Raw genomic sequence first — 15,241 nt, 5'->3', positions numbered from 1 at the left:
TCAAACCCGGTAGAAATCCCGGTACCAGCCAACGAATGCGTTAACACCGTGTTCCAGCGACGTGCCTGGGGTGAAGTCGATCCAGCGCGCCAGAGAGCCCACATCGGCCCAGGTTTCCAGCACGTCTCCCGCCTGCAGTGGCAGGTAGTCGCGCCGAGCCTTGATGCCCAGGGCGTGTTCCAGGCATTCGACGAAATGCAGCAGCCGCACCGGTTGGCCGCGGCCGATGTTGAACAGCTGGCAGGGCGGTTGCCCTTCAGCAGGCCGCGGCGGCTTCAGGCGCAGGCGCAGGATGCTTTCGACGATGTCGTCGATGTAGGTGAAGTCGCGGCCCATCAGGCCATTGTTGTAAATCTCGATCGGGCGGCCTTCGAGCATGGCGCGGGTGAACTTGAACAGCGCCATGTCGGGGCGGCCCCAGGGGCCGTAGACGGTGAAAAAGCGCAGGCCGGTGGTGGGTAGCCGATACAGGTGCGCATAGCTGTGCGCCATCAGTTCATTGGCGCGCTTGCTGGCGGCGTAGAGCGAAACAGGCTGCTCGACCGGGTCGTCAACGCTGAACGGCAGCTTGGCGTTGGCACCGTACACCGAGCTGCTGGAGGCGTAGATCAGGTGGCTCGGTGGCTGCTGGCGGCAGGCTTCGAGCACATTGAGAAAGCCGACCAGGTTGGCCTGGCCATACGCGCCGGGGTTGTCCAGCGAATAGCGCACCCCGGCCTGGGCCGCCAGGTGGATCACTTCACTGAACGCCTGCCCCGTGAACAGCTGCTGCAGGTCGGCAGCGTTGGCGATGTCGAGGGCCTGGAAGCAAAAATTGGCGAAGCCTGACAGCTGCTGCAGGCGCGCCTGTTTCAGCTCGACGCTGTAGTAGGCATTGAGGTTGTCGATGCCGACCACGTCGATGCCCGCCTCGCACAGCCGGCGCGCGACGTGAAAACCGATGAAACCGGCCACGCCGGTAATCAGTACGGGCATGCTGGCTGCACCTGGCCGCGGCCGATACCGTAGTAGGTCAGGCCGGCAGCGGCCATGTGCTCGGGCTCGAACAGGTTGCGCCCGTCGAACACAACCCGGTCGGTCAACAGTTGCGGCACCTTGTCCAGGTTGAGTACGCGGTAATCCTGCCATTCGGTGATGATGACCAACGCATCGGCGCCCTCCAGTGCATCGTCCTTGCAAGGCACGAGTTGCAGATCGGCGCGGGGGCCGTAGTGCCGCTGGATTTCTTCCATCGCTTGCGGGTCGTGGGCTTGTACCCGCGCGCCAGCGGCCCACAGCGCTTCCAGCAAGACGCGGCTGGAGGCTTCGCGGATGTCATTGGTGTTGGGTTTGAACGACAACCCCCACAGGGCAAATACCTTGCCCCGCAGGCCATCGGGATAGTGCCGCTGGATCTTGCTGAACAGCCGGCCCTTTTGATGTTCGTTGACCGACTCCACGGCGCGCAGCAACTGTGGCTCGAAGCCCTCAGCCTCGGCGCTGCGGCGCAGGGCTTGCAGGTCCTTGGGGAAGCACGAGCCGCCAAAGCCGCAACCGGCGTAGATGAAGTCGTAGCCGATGCGCGGGTCGGAGCCGATGCCACGGCGTACCATTTCGATATCGGCGCCCAGGTGCTCGGCCAGGTTGGCAATTTCGTTGATGAAGGAGATCTTGGTCGCCAGCATGCAGTTGGCCGCATACTTGGTCAGCTCGGCGCTGCGTGCATCCATCACCATGAGCTTTTCGCGGTTGCGGCTGAACGGCAGGTACAGCTCGCGCAGCAACTCCACTTCGGCAGGTTGGGCGCCGCCGATGATGATGCGGTCTGGCCGCATGCAATCGTCCACGGCCGAACCTTCCTTGAGAAACTCCGGGTTGCTGATTACCTGAAAGCGACCGCTGTCGGCGACGGCTTGGGCTATGCGCGATTTGATGCGGTGCACGGTGCCGACCGGCGCGGTGGATTTGTTGACGATTACCCTGGCGCCGTCAGCATGTTCGAGGATGCCGTCGACCACGGCAAAAACGTGCTTCAGGTCGGCGCTGCCATCAGCTTGTGGCGGTGTGCCGACTGCGATGAACTGCAATTTGGCGTAGTTGGCTGCTTCCCTGGCATCCGTGGTGAACCGCAGGCGGCCGCAGGCCAGGTTCTTCTCCAGCATCGGCGCCAGGCCGGGTTCGAAGATCGGGCAATGGCCTTTGTTGAGCGCGGCGACCCGCTCGGCGTCCACGTCCATGCACAACACCGAGTGCCCCACCTGGGCCAGGCACACTGCCTGGGTGAGGCCGACATAGCCGGTACCGAAAACCGTGACTTTCATCGTTCAGCTCCTTGATAAGAAAGCTGAAAAAAAATGTCACATTGTTGTTTAGGAATTGTGACCTGAAGGATGAATGCAGCGGTTGGGTGGCCGAGACCTGTTGTGTTCGGGCAGTTGATTCAGGACTGAAAAACAGAAGGGGCGCCATATTGGCGCCCCTTCTGTTTGTTGCTTAGGCTTCAGCGTCCCAAGGACGATCGCCTTTTTCATCTTTGACGCGGGTCGGCAGGCCCATCACATCAAGCGCCTTGAGGAACGGCTCGGCTGGCAGTTCCTCGACGTTGACCATGCGCTTGGCATCCCAGTCGCCACGGGCAACCAGCAGGGCGGCAGCCACTGGCGGTACACCGGCGGTGTAGGAAATGCCTTGGCTGTCGGTCTCGGCGTAGGCTTCTTCGTGGTCAGCCACGTTGTAGATGAAGACTTCGCGCGGCTGGCCGTCCTTGGTGCCCTTGACCAGGTCACCGATGCAGGTCTTGCCGGTGTAGCCAGGGGCCAGCGAGGCCGGGTCTGGCAGCACGGCCTTGACCACTTTCAGCGGTACCACTTCCAGGCCTTCGGCGGTTTTTACCGGTTGCTCGCTGAGCAGGCCCAGGTTTTTCAGCACGGTGAACACATTGATGTAGTGCTCGCCAAAGCTCATCCAGAAACGCACGTTCGGCACGTTGAGGTTCTTCGAAATCGAGTGAACTTCGTCGTGGCCGGTCAGATACAGATTTTGCGAACCTACGACTGGCAGGTCGTCGGTACGCTTGACCTCGAACATGGTGTTGCTGGTCCACTGGCTGTTCTGCCAGCTCCATACTTGCCCGGTAAACTCGCGGAAGTTGATTTCCGGGTCGAAGTTGGTGGCAAAGTACTTGCCGTGCGAACCGGCATTGACGTCGAGAATGTCGATCGAATCAATGCTGTCGAAATACTGCTGCTGCGCCAGCTTGGCGTAGCTGTTCACCACACCCGGGTCGAAACCGACGCCGAGAATGGCGGTAATGTTCTTTGCCTGGCACTCTTCGAGGTGTTTCCACTCGTAGTTGCCGTACCACGGCGGGGTCTCGCAAATCTTGCCCGGCTCTTCGTGGATGGCGGTGTCCAGATAGGCGACACCGGTATCGATGCAGGCGCGCAGCACCGACATGTTGAGGAAGGCGGAACCTACGTTGATCACGATCTGCGATTCGGTTTCGCGGATCAGCGCCTTGGTTGCCTCGACATCGAGGGCGTTGAGCGAGAAGGCCTGGATGTCGGCGGGTACCTTGAGGCTACCCTTGGCCTTGACGCTGTCGATGATGGCCTGGCATTTGGAGATGTTCCGTGACGCGATAGCGATACGACCCAGTTCGTCGTTATGCTGTGCGCACTTGTGGGCCACCACCTTGGCGACACCTCCTGCACCAATGATAAGAACGTTCTTCTTCAATTTACCTTTTGCTCCTTACTTGGAAAGCCGGCCTTACGACAGGCTGGAAACGTAGTCTTCGAAACCGAACTCGCGGACGACCTCGACGCTGCCGTCGAGTTGCTTGACCACGATGGATGGCATCTTCAGACCGTTGAACCAGTTTTTCTTGACCATGGTGTAACCCGCCGTGTCGATGAACGACAGGCGATCGCCAATGGCCAACGGGCGATCGAATTGGTACTCGCCGAAGATGTCACCGGCCAGGCATGACTTGCCGCAGACCATGTAGGTGTGCTCGCCGTCGTTGGGGGCCATTTTGGCGTTGAGGCGGTAGATCAGCAGGTCGAGCAGGTGCGCTTCGATCGAGCTGTCGACCACGGCCAGGTGCTTGCCGTTGTACAGGGTGTCGAGCACGGTCACTTCCAGCGAGGCGCTGTTGGTGATGGCCGCTTCGCCCGGCTCCAGGTACACCTGCACACCGTAGGTTTCCGAGAAGGCTTTGAGGCGCGCGCAGAAGGCGTCTACCGCATAGTCTTCACCGGTGAAGTGGATGCCGCCACCGAGGCTGACCCATTCGACCTTGTGCAGCAGGTGGCCGAAGCGCTCTTCGATATGCGTGAGCATCTTGTCGAACAGGCCGAAGTCGCCGTTCTCGCAGTTGTTGTGGAACATGAAACCGGAGATCTGCTCGATTACCTGCTCGATCTTGGCAGGGTCCCATTCGCCCAGGCGGCTGAACGGACGGGCCGGGTCAGCCAGCAGGTAGTCGGAGCTGCTGACCTGCGGGTTTACACGCAGGCCGCGCACTTTACCTTCGGACTGTTCGGCAAAGCGCTGCAGCTGGCCGATCGAGTTGAAGATGATCTTGTCGCAGTTTTCGAGCATTTCCTCGACCTCGTCGTCGGCCCAGGCCACGCTGTAGGCGTGGGTTTCGCCGGCGAATTTCTGGCGGCCGAGCTTGAGCTCGAAGAGCGAGGACGAAGTGGTGCCGTCCATGTACTGCTGCATCAGGTCGAAGACCGACCAGGTGGCGAAGCACTTCAGGGCAAGCAGCGCCTTGGCACCGGAGTGTTCACGCACGTAGGCGATCTTCTCCATGTTGCTGAGCAGCTTGGTTTTATCGATGAGGTAATACGGCGTCTTGATCATTTAAAGGCCCCCGGCCAGGCCGGCCAAAAAAAGGACACGCATTGTGCCTTCACTTGCCGCAGACCGAAAGGGTGCGATACGCATTTCGTCAGGGTTGACGCAGTTGCGAGGGCATTTTTCCGGTTGCGGCGGGCTCAGTAGAACAGGCGCATGTGACTATCGTAATCACCACCGACAGGTGGCAGCCTCAATCGGCTTGCTGCAGCCACGCCTGAATCTGTTCCAGCGTTGCCGTGGCTCCACCACAAACCACCACCAGCACATCCTGGTACTGCGCCAGAGCGCCCGGCGCATACGCGAGTGCCAACGCAGCCCCACACGCCGGCTCGACCAGCACGCGATGGTCCAGCAGGAACTGCTCACAGGCCTGCAGCGCGGCGCGGTCGCTGACCAAGTGGCTGTGAACCGGGTGTTGCTGCGTGCAGACCAGCGCCTGATCGGCAACCCGCTTTGCACCCAGCGACGTCGCCACCGAAGCCAGGCGCTCCAGCTCAACCGAATGCCCGGCCTGCATGGCCGCATGCAGCGATGCGGCGCCGTTGGTTTCCACCGCCAGCACCGGTACATCACCCCAGCCGTTGCGCTGCAGCCCCTCGACCACGCCGCTGAGCAACCCGCCACCGCCCACCGACAGCACCACAGCGCCCGGTTTCACGCCTGCTTCGGCAATTTCATCGATCAGGCTGGCATGCCCGGCCCACAGCAGCGGGTCGTCAAACGGGTGAATGAACGCATCATTCGGCCCCACCAAGGTCTGCGCCAAGGCATTGGCTTCTTGCCAGGAGCTGCCATGCACCACCACGTTGGCGTCTTCTTGGCGCAGCAGCTCCTTGGCCCGCTCGGTGGTTGTCTCGGGGACTACCACGGTTACCGGCACACCCAGCTTGCGTCCCGCATAGGCCACCGCCAGGCCGGCGTTGCCGCCCGAGGAGGAGATGAACTGCTGGGCGCCACGGGCTTGATGCACTTCGCAGGCGTGGCCCACCCCGCGCAACTTGAACGAGCCACAAGGTTGCAGGGCTTCAAGCTTGAGCCAGACGTTTCGGCCCGCGGCCAACGACAGCGCGCGCGATTCGATCAGGGGGGTATGGATATGCAAGGTCATTGGCTGGCTCCGCGCAATTGTTCAAGGTAGTTGTAAATGGTGTAGCGGGTAACGCCGAGGGCACTGGCGGCCTTTTCCACGCCGCCTTTGACGATGAACAGGCCGCGCTCCTGCATGACCCGCACGGCCTCGACCTTGGCCTGTTTGTTCATCCGCCCCTGGCCGCTGCGTTGCAGGGAGGCCTGGATGATCTCGCTCATCAGCAGTTCCATGTCTGCGGGTTCGCTGACGGCCGGCGCGGCCCCCAGTGGTTGGAACTGCTGCAGAAAGCTCATGGCGGCGTCCAGGCCGGTGACGTCGGTGTTGACGCAGAGGCTGGCGAAGGGGTGGCCGGTGCTGTCGCGAAAGATGGCGGTGGCGCTGCGCAGGGTGCGCCCCTTGAGCGTGGTGGGGTAGTCGGGCAGTACCACCGGCTCGCTGCCGTGCTGGTGGGCTGAGGCCTGCATCAGTGCCTTGAAGCCTTGGTCCTGCTCTGGTGCGGCGAGGATCGGGCTGCCGATGCTGCGGCCGGAGAGGTGGCCGTTGACGATCGCCACCACGGAATGCTCCGGGTGATCCAGGTCGTGCAGGAGGATTTCCATGTTGCGTGCGGCAACGCTGCCCAGGGCCTGGATGGCGGCCTTGAGCACCGTGAGGGTGAGGTGGCGTTCTTCGCTGGGGGTGATAGGCATGGCAAATCGCAAAATCAACATTTTGTGTATTTTTACACATAAAGTTGATTTAGGCGATTTGCTTGTTCAGATCCATTCGCGGGTTTACCCGCGAATGGACCGCAAAGCGGCCCCCGTCGGTGTTCAGCGCAGGGCCGGGGTCCGTGGTGGGATCATGCGGCGTGAGCCGGTCGCCTCGAAGGCTGCGCCAAAGCTCAGCAGCGCATTGTCGCTATAGGCGCGGCCGGCAAAGGTCAGGCCCACCGGCATGCCGATGTCGGCCATCACGCCCATTGGGACGGTGACGGTCGGCACACCCAGGTGGCGGATCGCCAGGTTGCCGTTGGCTACCCAGATACCGTTGCTCCAGGCGATGTCTGCCGAGGCCGGGTTGACGTCGGCATCGGCCGGGCCCACATCGGCGACGGTCGGGAACAGCACCGCGTCCAGGCCGAGCTTGTCCATCCAGTCCTCCAGGTCCAGCTTGCGGGTGTGCTCCAGGCCGCGCAGGCCGTCGGGCACGGTCTCGATCTGGTCCCAGGTCTTCAGCCCGCGTTTGGCCATGTTGACGTACTCGTCCATGCCTGCGGCCAGGTCATCTTCACGGTTAGGCAAGGTGCCCGGGTCGTGGGGGAAAATCTGCGGTCCATCGACATCGGCCAGGCGGTTGAGCTTGGGGTCGCCGTTGGCTTGCAGGAAATCATCAAACGCCCAGCCAGATAGCTCCCAGAGCTCGTCATGCAGGAACTCTTTGCTGACGATGCCACGGTTGTAAACGGTCGGTGCGCCCGGGCGGTCGCCCTCGCAGTTGGACACCAGTGGGAAGTCCACTTCCAGCACTTCGGCGCCGGCCGCTTCCAGGGCCTGGCGTGCCTGTTGCCACAAGTCGATCACCGTGGCGCGGGTGTTGATGCGCTGGCCAGTCGGGCCACCGATGCCTGGTTTTTCGGAGGTGCCCGCTTCGGCATCGGCATTGATGTACATGCGCGGTACGCCAAAGCGTTTGCCCTTGAGCGTGCTGGCATCCACCGCCAGGTCCAGGTAAGAGGCCGGGCGTACAGTCGATGCCGCCGGGATTGGCACCCAGGGCTGGAGGCGCCACAGGTCACCCCGCTTGTCAGCGTCATCGGCGACCACCACATCGAGGATTTCCAGCAGGTCGGCCATGGTGCGGGCGTATGGCACCACCACGTCCATGGTCGGTGTCAGCGGCCAGTTGCCCCGCACCGAAATCACCCCGCGCGATGGGGTGTAGGCGCACAAGCCATTGTTGGACGCCGGACCACGACCGCTGGACCAGGTCTCCTCGGCCAGGCCGAAGGCGCTGAAGCTGGCGGCGGTGGCAGTGCCAGCGCCGTTGGACGAGCCCGAGGCGAAGGGCGCAGTCAGGAAGCTGGCGTTGTACGGGCTTTCAGCGCGGCCATACACGCCGCGCTGCATGCCACCGTTGGCCATGGGCGGCATGTTGGTCTTGCCCAGGCACACCGCACCCGCGGCGCGCAGGCGCTCGATGGTGAAGGCGTCGCGCTGGGCGACGAGGTTCTTGAAGGCAGGGCTGCCGGAAGCGGCGGTCAGGCCCTTGACCAGGTAGCTGTCCTTGGCGGTGTAGGGGATGCCATCCAGCGGGCTCAGGACCTGACCTTGAGCGCGGCGGGCGTCGGAAGCCTCGGCTTCTTTCAGCGCCTCGGGGTTGCGTACCACTACGGCGTTCAGGGCGGTGGCGGTGTCGGCCCCGTCATAGGCGTCGATACGTGCCAGGTAAGCCTTGACCAGCTCGACAGCTGTCGTGCGGCCCGACTCGAGCGCGTCGCGCAGCTCGGCAATGGAAACCTCGGTTACCTCGATCATGCGTTCACCAAAAAAATGTGCAGGTGGGGGCTAATGCGAGGAGTGTACAAGAAGGGCTTGGCGGACGCAGATTTGCGCGGGGGCAAATGGTTTTATGCAGGCGGGCATTGTCGGGGCCGCACAGCGACCCCGGCTATCCCTCAATCCAGGTCCTGCGCCGTATGCCGCTCGGGCACCTGGCTCGCCTCATCCCCCCACGTACGGTTCACCCGGGTTCCACGCTGCACCGCCGGGCGCAAGGCAATTTCATCGGCCCATCGCTGCACGTTGGGGTACTCATCAACCGCCAGGAACTCCGCCGCGTCATACAGGTTGCCGCGGACCAGCTGGCCATACCACGGCCACACGGCAATATCGGCAATGCTGTACTCATCACCGCCCAGGTAGCGGCTCTCGGCCAGGCGGCGGTCGAGCACATCCAGTTGGCGCTTGGCCTCCATGGTGAAGCGGTTGATCGCGTACTCGAATTTTTCCGGGGCGTACACGTAGAAGTGACCAAAGCCACCGCCCAGGTAAGGCGCTGCTCCCATTTGCCAGAACAGCCAGTTCAGGCTCTCGGTACGTGCTGCTGGCGATTTTGGCAGCAGCGCACCGAACTTGTCTGCCAGGTACAGCAGGATCGAACCCGACTCGAATACCCGCACAGGCGGTTCGACGCTGCGGTCGAGCAGGGCAGGGATCTTGGAATTGGGGTTGACCTGGACAAACCCGCTGGAAAACTGGTCGCCCTCGCCAATGCGGATCAGCCAGGCATCGTACTCGGCTGCGGCATGGCCCAAGGCAAGCAGCTCCTCAAGGGCAATAGTGACCTTGACGCCATTGGGTGTGGCCAAGGAATACAGCTGCAGCGGGTGCTTGCCCAACGGCAGGTCCTTGTCGTGCGTGGGGCCTGCAACCGGGCGGTTGATGCTGGCGAACTGGCCGCCGGACGCTGCTTCGTTGCGCCAGACCTTGGGTGGCACATACGCGGGCTTGCTCATGCATGACTCTCCTTCATTGGCGCAGAACGGTCACGTAAATACGTGGACCTGTATCTATGCCACGGGTTCGACGCCATACGCAAATGCAGAGGGCGCGGGCGCATCATGCATGACGAGGGTTTCATCCAGTTTTCATCTGGCGCAGGCCAGGTCGGCTCTATGCTGGGCCATCTCTTCGCCCTGCAAGGAACCGCCGGCCGATGACTGTTCCCCGCTGCTTGTTGGCGCTGGTCCTGATCGGCGGCCTGCTGGCCCATGCCGAAGCTGCGCCGTGGGTTGCCGGCCTGCACCACATGACCTTGACCGACCCGGTCGATAGCCGGCCGATGCAAGCGCTGGCGTTCTACCCCGCTACTGGCATAACGCGTAGCAGCCGTATAGACGGTTACCCAATCGATGTGGCTGAAGAGGCACCCGTCGCTGCGGGTCAATTCCCGCTACTGGTACTTTCCCACGGCAACACCGGTAGCCCACTGGCGCTGCATTACCTGGCAACCTCCTTGGCGCGGCGAGGCTTCGTGGTTGTGGCGGTAGTTCACCCTGGGGACAACGCCCGCGACCACAGTCGCCTGGGCACCCTGAGCAATCTTTATGGCCGGCCGCTGCAAGTCAGCGCCGCAATTACCGCTGCCCGCGATGATGCATTGGTCGGGCCCTACCTGGATGACGGCAAGGTGGGCGTGATCGGCTATTCGGCCGGTGGCGAGACCGCGTTGATTCTCTCCGGCGCCCGCCCGGACCTGGACCGCCTGCGCCAGTATTGCCTGGAGCGCCCGAGCGACGCCGACGCCTGCAAGACTCACGGTATATTGATTGCCGACCGCAGTGAGCTGGCACCACAGGCCGACCAGCGGGTAGGGGCGGTGATGCTGATGGCGCCGCTGACCCTGCTGTTCGGGCGTCATGCCTTGGCCGGGGTTCAGGTGCCTGCCCTGATCTACAGCGGCGATAGCGACCAGTTGGTAGCGGTAGACCGCAATGCCGAGGCGCTGGCCCGTAAACTGCCGGTCACACCCGATTACCGATTGTTGGCCGGCGCTGGCCACTTTGTGTTCATGGCTCACTGCGACGCCGAGCAGTACGCGCGGATGCCTGCGCTGTGCAAAGATGCAGAAGGCGTGGACCGCCGCCATATCCATCACTCGCTGGAACGTGAAACGGCGGCGTTCTTCAGCCAGGCGCTGGGCGCGCCGCAACTGGCCGATCGGTCAGCTGCTGCGAGTGCGCCGCGACAGCAACAGCGTTAGACCTACCCCGGCCAAAGCGAGCAGGGCCGCCACGCAAAAGATTGAGGCATAGCCCAGGTGTACGGCTACTGCGCCCATCAGCGGCCCGGCAATAGCCAGGGCCATGTCGAAGAACACCGCATAGGCCCCCAGCCCCGCGCCTCGGCTGCTGCTGGGGACCTGCCTGATTGCTTCGACGCCCAATGCCGGATACACCAGCGACAGCCCGAAACCGGTAAGCCCTGCGCCTACCAGTGCCCAGGCCGGCGAAGGTGCCAGCCACAGCAAACCCAGGCCGAGCACTTCGGTGGCCATGCAGGCAACCGCCACGTTGTAACCACCAAAGCGGTTGACGGCGTTGACGAACAGCAGCCGCGAAATGATGAAGCACACACCAAATGCACTCAGGCACCAGGCTGCACCGGCCCAACCGCGCTCAAGGTAGTACAACGTGACGAAGGTGGTCAGGGTGCCATAGCCGATCGAGGCCAGGGTCAGGCCAAGGCCGCACGGAGCGACCCGGGCAAACGCAGACCAGAACGGCAGGCGGTCGCCGCGCACCACCACCACGTCCGGGCGCTTGCGCAACACCAACAGGGCAAGGATTGCCAGCACCAGCAAGGCAGGCCCCAGCACGCTGAAATCCAGCCCATCCACGGCCAGTACACCCAGTGGCGCGCCAATGGCGATTGCACCATAGGAGGCGATGCCGTTCCATGAGATCACCCTGGCGGTGTGTTCGGGGCCGACCTGGTTGATGCCCCAGCTCAAGGTGGCCACACCGATCAGCCCTTGGGCGATGCCGAGCAGCAAACGGCCCCCCAGCAACAGCGCAAGGCTCAGCAGCGGCAGGGTCAGTGTCCAGGCCGACAACAAGGTCAATACCCCGCAGCCGGCAATGCCCAGCAGACCGAAGCGGATGGCTTGCTTGCCGCCGAGGGTATCTGCAACGCGCCCGGCAAACGGGCGGCTGAGCAGGGTGGCCAGGTACTGCAGGCCGATGGTCACCCCGGCGATTACCGCACCAAAGCCCAGCTGGTCGTGCACGTAGCTGGGTAACACCGCAATCGGCAAGCCGATGCAGAGGAAGGCAATGAAGGTGTAGAAAACGATCGACAGGATCTGCAGGGTAATGTGCAGCGTGTTGCTGGCGGGGGCTGGTTGTTGCGCGGTCATGGGCTCTTTCGCGGGCGGGCGGTTGGGCGTGGGTCCATGATGGCTGTTACATGAAGGAAATGAAAGCAGGCTAACGAATTATTCGTCGGGTTGTTTCAGTCTGTTGGATTGGCGGTGGGATCTTCGCGGGCAACCCCGCGAAGAGACCGGCCCAGCCATACACAATGGCCAGGCCTTACCCATCAATCAGACCAGTACGCCCTGGCTGCGCAGGTAATCGTCGTAGGTGCCGCTGAAGTCCACCACGCCATCGGGCGACAGCTCGATGATGCGGGTGGCCAGCGACGACACGAATTCGCGGTCGTGGCTGACGAACAGCAGGGTGCCCGGGTAGTTTTCCAGCGCCAGGTTCAGCGCCTCGATCGATTCCATGTCCAGGTGGTTGGTAGGCTCGTCCATCACCAGCACGTTCGGCTTTTGCAGGATCAGCTTGCCGAACAGCATGCGGCCTTGCTCACCACCGGAAATCACCTTCACCGACTTGAGGATCTCGTCGTTGGAGAACAGCATGCGCCCCAGGGTACCGCGAATCACTTGCTCGCCGGAGGTCCACTGGCCCATCCAGTCGAACAGGCTCAGGTCATCTTCAAAGTCGTGAGCGTGGTCCTGGGCGTAGTAGCCCACTTCTGCGCTGTCGGTCCACTTCACCGAGCCTGCATCCGGGGTCATCTCGCCGACCAGGGTGCGCAGCAGGGTAGTTTTGCCAATACCGTTGGGGCCGATGATTGCAACGCGCTCGCCCGCTTCGACAGTAATGTCGAAGTTCTTGAACAGCACCTTGTCGTCGAACGCTTTCGCCATCTTCTCGACAACCACCGCCTGGCGGTGCAGTTTTTTGGTCTGCTCGAAGCGGATGAACGGGCTGACACGGCTGGAAGGCTTGACCTCGGCCAGCTGGATCTTGTCGATCTGCTTGGCACGCGAAGTTGCCTGCTTGGCTTTGGAGGCGTTGGCCGAGAAGCGGCTGACGAAGGTCTGCAGCTCGGCGATCTGGGCCTTTTTCTTGGCATTGTCCGACAGCAACTGCTCGCGCGACTGGGTGGCCGCAGTCATGTACTCGTCATAGTTGCCTGGGAACAGGCGCAGCTCGCCGTAATCCAGGTCAGCCATGTGGGTGCAGACGCTGTTGAGGAAGTGGCGGTCGTGGGAAATGATGATCATGGTGCTGTTACGCGCCGTGAGGATCGTTTCCAGCCAGCGGATGGTGTTGATATCCAGGTGGTTGGTCGGTTCGTCGAGCAGCAGCACGTCCGGGTCCGAGAACAATGCCTGGGCCAGCAGCACACGCAGCTTCCAGCCTGGCGCGACTTCGCTCATCGGGCCGAAGTGTTGCTCCAGGGGGATACCCAGGCCCAGCAGCAGTTCACCGGCGCGGGACTCGGCGGTGTAGCCGTCCATTTCGGCGAATTCGGTTTCCAGTTCGGCGACGGCCATGCCGTCTTCCTCGGTCATTTCCGGCAGCGAGTAGATGCGGTCGCGTTCGGCCTTGACCTTCCACAGCTGGCCGTGGCCCATGATCACGGTGTCGATCACGGTGAATTCTTCATAAGCGAACTGGTCCTGGCGCAGCTTGCCCAGGCGGGTGTTCGGCTCGAGCATGACCTGGCCACCGGAAGGCTCCAGGTCACCGCCGAGGATCTTCATGAAGGTCGACTTGCCGCAACCGTTGGCGCCGATCAGGCCGTAGCGGTTGCCGTTGTTGAATTTTACGGAAACGTTTTCGAACAGCGGCTTGGCGCCGAACTGCATGGTGATGTTAGCGGTAGAAATCAAGTGCTTGTCCTGCGGGGGTTCCAGAGGTGTATTTAGGCCCTGTCGTCAGTCTTGGGCCAATTTTGGGCCAATTCGACTCGGGGCGGCAGCTTCTCCAGCTCCCTTCAGTCCGAGGAGGAGCTGATCCATTTCGCTTAGGTAGAGAGCAACATCTCGACGCTGTGGCCAAGCTGGCTCGCGATGAACGCGGGGTTCATCCCAGGCATCAGGCACATGGTTGCGTAGGTATGGCGAGTGTCGTACTGACGGCGTTAACGGATATCCAGCGCCTTGAGCGCTGATTTGAATCGGCGGATTGTAACACTTGGTTCGTTGATCCACAGCCCACCTTTGCTCGGTTGGAACACAAAAGGGCTCACAGGGTGTCCTGATTTGGAAGCCATTTGCCCGACCTCGGCTATCCGGATTGCTTGAAGACGCTGACCGAATGGCGCGCAGCTGCGCAGCAGCGATTGAGCGAAGCCGATAGTCGGTCGGGCGTATGAGTCGATCCGACTACCAGGCTACCCTGCTGACGGCTAGAGTTTGTACTGGATCGTATAGGATTCATCCGTTCTAGGATCTATGGTGATCGGCAGGCCGAATAGCTTACTGCCGCATTCACTGACAATGCAGCGATACACGGCCCCTTGCCTGAGCTGAGTCCATAAGCCTTCGTCATGTATCACGATACCCACAACCCGCTTTTCTGGATCCTCTCTGACCTGAGCAATCTGATAATCCAGGTCGCACCCGAATTCAGGAGTTGTAAATTCCGGGTCGTAGCCGATCAGTACCCCATGTCGCTTCAGATCGTCCCTTATCCGCTCAACCACCTCTTCTGCTTCTTGTTTTATCATGATCGTTATCTCACGGTTCATGCCTCATCAAAACTTTAGCTGACCCTGGTGGTTTTCGTGGTTTATTGCCGAAGCCAGCGATCTTCTCTCTTGCAGACCGCCACTGGTCTCACCTTGCTGGCGCTGGGCAGGCGGCATAACACTTCATGCGGCCTTAGAGCGTTTTTGCGGTGAGGGCACAGCGGTGCGGTCATTGTGCAGCCTTGTTGATGGAAACGATTTTCGATATCGTCCTGCGCCCGGACACATGGCAAGGATTCCATTGAGGAGTGTGACGATGGGCAAGAAGCTGGAAAAATTTCGAGAGTGGCTCACGCCACGCAGGCGCCTCTGGGCAGGGATAGGCCTGTTCGCACTCACTATCATTGTTCCAGCAGTTAGCCCGGGAACGAGCGTCGGTTGGCTCATAGGGCCAGCGAGCGTTTTCATCGTGGGTAGCTTTATGCCTATGTCGAGCCCCAAGCGATAAGGCGTTCGCGGACAGCGGTGCTGGAACGGTAATTGCTGTGACCCTGAGACATTGATCCCGCGGAGAGCGCCGAAATGACTCAGGATGACCGCTATTACATGGTTTTCGTTGTGGCTGCTGTGCTGGTCCTGGACCTGGTGGCAACCTTGGTATTTCTGAAGGCCATTGCCTGACCCCGATAGTGGGCTCGGTAATACTCGGAGTTGGGGCAATTTGTCATCGCTTATGCCCATATAGCATCGGTACGCCTGAGCCTTTCATGAAATGTTGCGAGCAGGAGGACCAGCGGCGTACCGCTGGCTGAACAACCCTACATTGTGCGGTCCA

General features: G+C 61.7%; 12 protein-coding genes. 1 reads left to right on the top strand and 11 read right to left on the bottom strand.

From position 1 onward, the window contains the following. The 8 genes from P0Y58_17535 to yghU form a co-directional block, all read right to left on the bottom strand. Nucleotides 1-975, bottom strand: a complete 975-nt coding sequence (locus tag P0Y58_17535; protein WEK28708.1) for an NAD-dependent epimerase/dehydratase family protein — start codon at nt 973-975, stop codon at nt 1-3. Then, complete coding sequence (locus P0Y58_17530; protein ID WEK28707.1) at nt 963-2,300, bottom strand: UDP-glucose/GDP-mannose dehydrogenase family protein; 1,338 nt, start codon at nt 2,298-2,300, stop codon at nt 963-965. Before P0Y58_17530 ends, P0Y58_17535 begins: the two co-directional genes overlap by 13 nt. A gap of 172 nt (nt 2,301-2,472) precedes the next feature. Further along, nucleotides 2,473-3,717 (bottom strand): saccharopine dehydrogenase family protein, encoded by a 1,245-nt coding sequence (locus P0Y58_17525; protein WEK28706.1) that lies wholly within the window; start codon nt 3,715-3,717, stop codon nt 2,473-2,475. Nucleotides 3,718-3,750: 33 nt separating this feature from the next. After that, nucleotides 3,751-4,848 carry a carboxynorspermidine decarboxylase gene (locus tag P0Y58_17520; protein WEK28705.1) on the bottom strand — a complete coding sequence of 366 codons (1,098 nt, stop codon included), beginning with the start codon at nt 4,846-4,848 and terminating at the stop codon, nt 3,751-3,753. A 187-nt stretch (nt 4,849-5,035) separates the two neighbouring features. Further along, nucleotides 5,036-5,953: a pyridoxal-phosphate dependent enzyme gene (locus P0Y58_17515; protein WEK28704.1), complete on the bottom strand. Its 918-nt coding sequence runs from the start codon at nt 5,951-5,953 to the stop codon at nt 5,036-5,038. Continuing rightward, entirely contained in the window at nt 5,950-6,624 is a 675-nt protein-coding gene (locus P0Y58_17510) for a PAS domain-containing protein (protein ID WEK28703.1), read from the bottom strand. Before P0Y58_17510 ends, P0Y58_17515 begins: the two co-directional genes overlap by 4 nt. 123 nt (nt 6,625-6,747) lie before the next feature. Then, nucleotides 6,748-8,451: an amidase gene (locus tag P0Y58_17505; GenBank protein ID WEK28702.1), complete on the bottom strand. Its 1,704-nt coding sequence runs from the start codon at nt 8,449-8,451 to the stop codon at nt 6,748-6,750. A gap of 140 nt (nt 8,452-8,591) precedes the next feature. Then, the gene (yghU, locus tag P0Y58_17500) at nt 8,592-9,431 is read right to left on the bottom strand and encodes a glutathione-dependent disulfide-bond oxidoreductase (protein ID WEK28701.1); all 840 of its coding nucleotides are present in this window, start codon (nt 9,429-9,431) and stop codon (nt 8,592-8,594) included. A gap of 200 nt (nt 9,432-9,631) precedes the next feature. Here yghU and P0Y58_17495 point away from each other — a divergent pair, with 200 nt between their 5' ends. Continuing rightward, the gene (locus tag P0Y58_17495) at nt 9,632-10,678 is read left to right on the top strand and encodes a dienelactone hydrolase (protein WEK28700.1); all 1,047 of its coding nucleotides are present in this window, start codon (nt 9,632-9,634) and stop codon (nt 10,676-10,678) included. Here the strand turns inward: P0Y58_17495 and P0Y58_17490 are convergent. The 3 genes from P0Y58_17490 to P0Y58_17480 all read right to left on the bottom strand — a co-directional run bounded on the left by P0Y58_17490 (nt 10,640) and on the right by P0Y58_17480 (nt 14,466). Beyond that, a complete protein-coding gene (locus tag P0Y58_17490; protein ID WEK28699.1) occupies nt 10,640-11,833 on the bottom strand; it encodes an MFS transporter in 1,194 nt (397 codons plus the stop codon). The genes P0Y58_17495 and P0Y58_17490 overlap by 39 nt on opposite strands. A gap of 186 nt (nt 11,834-12,019) precedes the next feature. Next, nucleotides 12,020-13,606: an ABC-F family ATPase gene (locus P0Y58_17485; protein WEK28698.1), complete on the bottom strand. Its 1,587-nt coding sequence runs from the start codon at nt 13,604-13,606 to the stop codon at nt 12,020-12,022. A gap of 518 nt (nt 13,607-14,124) precedes the next feature. Next, complete coding sequence (locus P0Y58_17480; GenBank protein WEK28697.1) at nt 14,125-14,466, bottom strand: hypothetical protein; 342 nt, start codon at nt 14,464-14,466, stop codon at nt 14,125-14,127. Nucleotides 14,467-15,241: the final 775 nt, after the last annotated feature.

Source organism: Candidatus Pseudomonas phytovorans, from assembly GCA_029202525.1.
Classification (GTDB): Bacteria; Pseudomonadota; Gammaproteobacteria; order Pseudomonadales; family Pseudomonadaceae; genus Aquipseudomonas; species Aquipseudomonas phytovorans.
The sequence above is the reverse complement of the archived record's forward strand: the minus strand, read 5'-3'. Positions and strand labels throughout refer to the sequence as shown.

Coding starts and splice junctions, on each gene's coding strand:
- P0Y58_17510 (WEK28703.1), bottom strand. CDS start 6,624: ATGCCTATCACCCCCAGCGAAGAACGCCACCTCACCCTCACGGTGCTC.
- P0Y58_17495 (WEK28700.1), top strand. CDS start 9,632: ATGACTGTTCCCCGCTGCTTGTTGGCGCTGGTCCTGATCGGCGGCCTG.
- P0Y58_17515 (WEK28704.1), bottom strand. CDS start 5,953: ATGACCTTGCATATCCATACCCCCCTGATCGAATCGCGCGCGCTGTCG.
- P0Y58_17490 (WEK28699.1), bottom strand. CDS start 11,833: ATGACCGCGCAACAACCAGCCCCCGCCAGCAACACGCTGCACATTACC.
- P0Y58_17530 (WEK28707.1), bottom strand. CDS start 2,300: ATGAAAGTCACGGTTTTCGGTACCGGCTATGTCGGCCTCACCCAGGCA.
- yghU (WEK28701.1), bottom strand. CDS start 9,431: ATGAGCAAGCCCGCGTATGTGCCACCCAAGGTCTGGCGCAACGAAGCA.
- P0Y58_17520 (WEK28705.1), bottom strand. CDS start 4,848: ATGATCAAGACGCCGTATTACCTCATCGATAAAACCAAGCTGCTCAGC.
- P0Y58_17480 (WEK28697.1), bottom strand. CDS start 14,466: ATGAACCGTGAGATAACGATCATGATAAAACAAGAAGCAGAAGAGGTG.
- P0Y58_17535 (WEK28708.1), bottom strand. CDS start 975: ATGCCCGTACTGATTACCGGCGTGGCCGGTTTCATCGGTTTTCACGTC.
- P0Y58_17505 (WEK28702.1), bottom strand. CDS start 8,451: ATGATCGAGGTAACCGAGGTTTCCATTGCCGAGCTGCGCGACGCGCTC.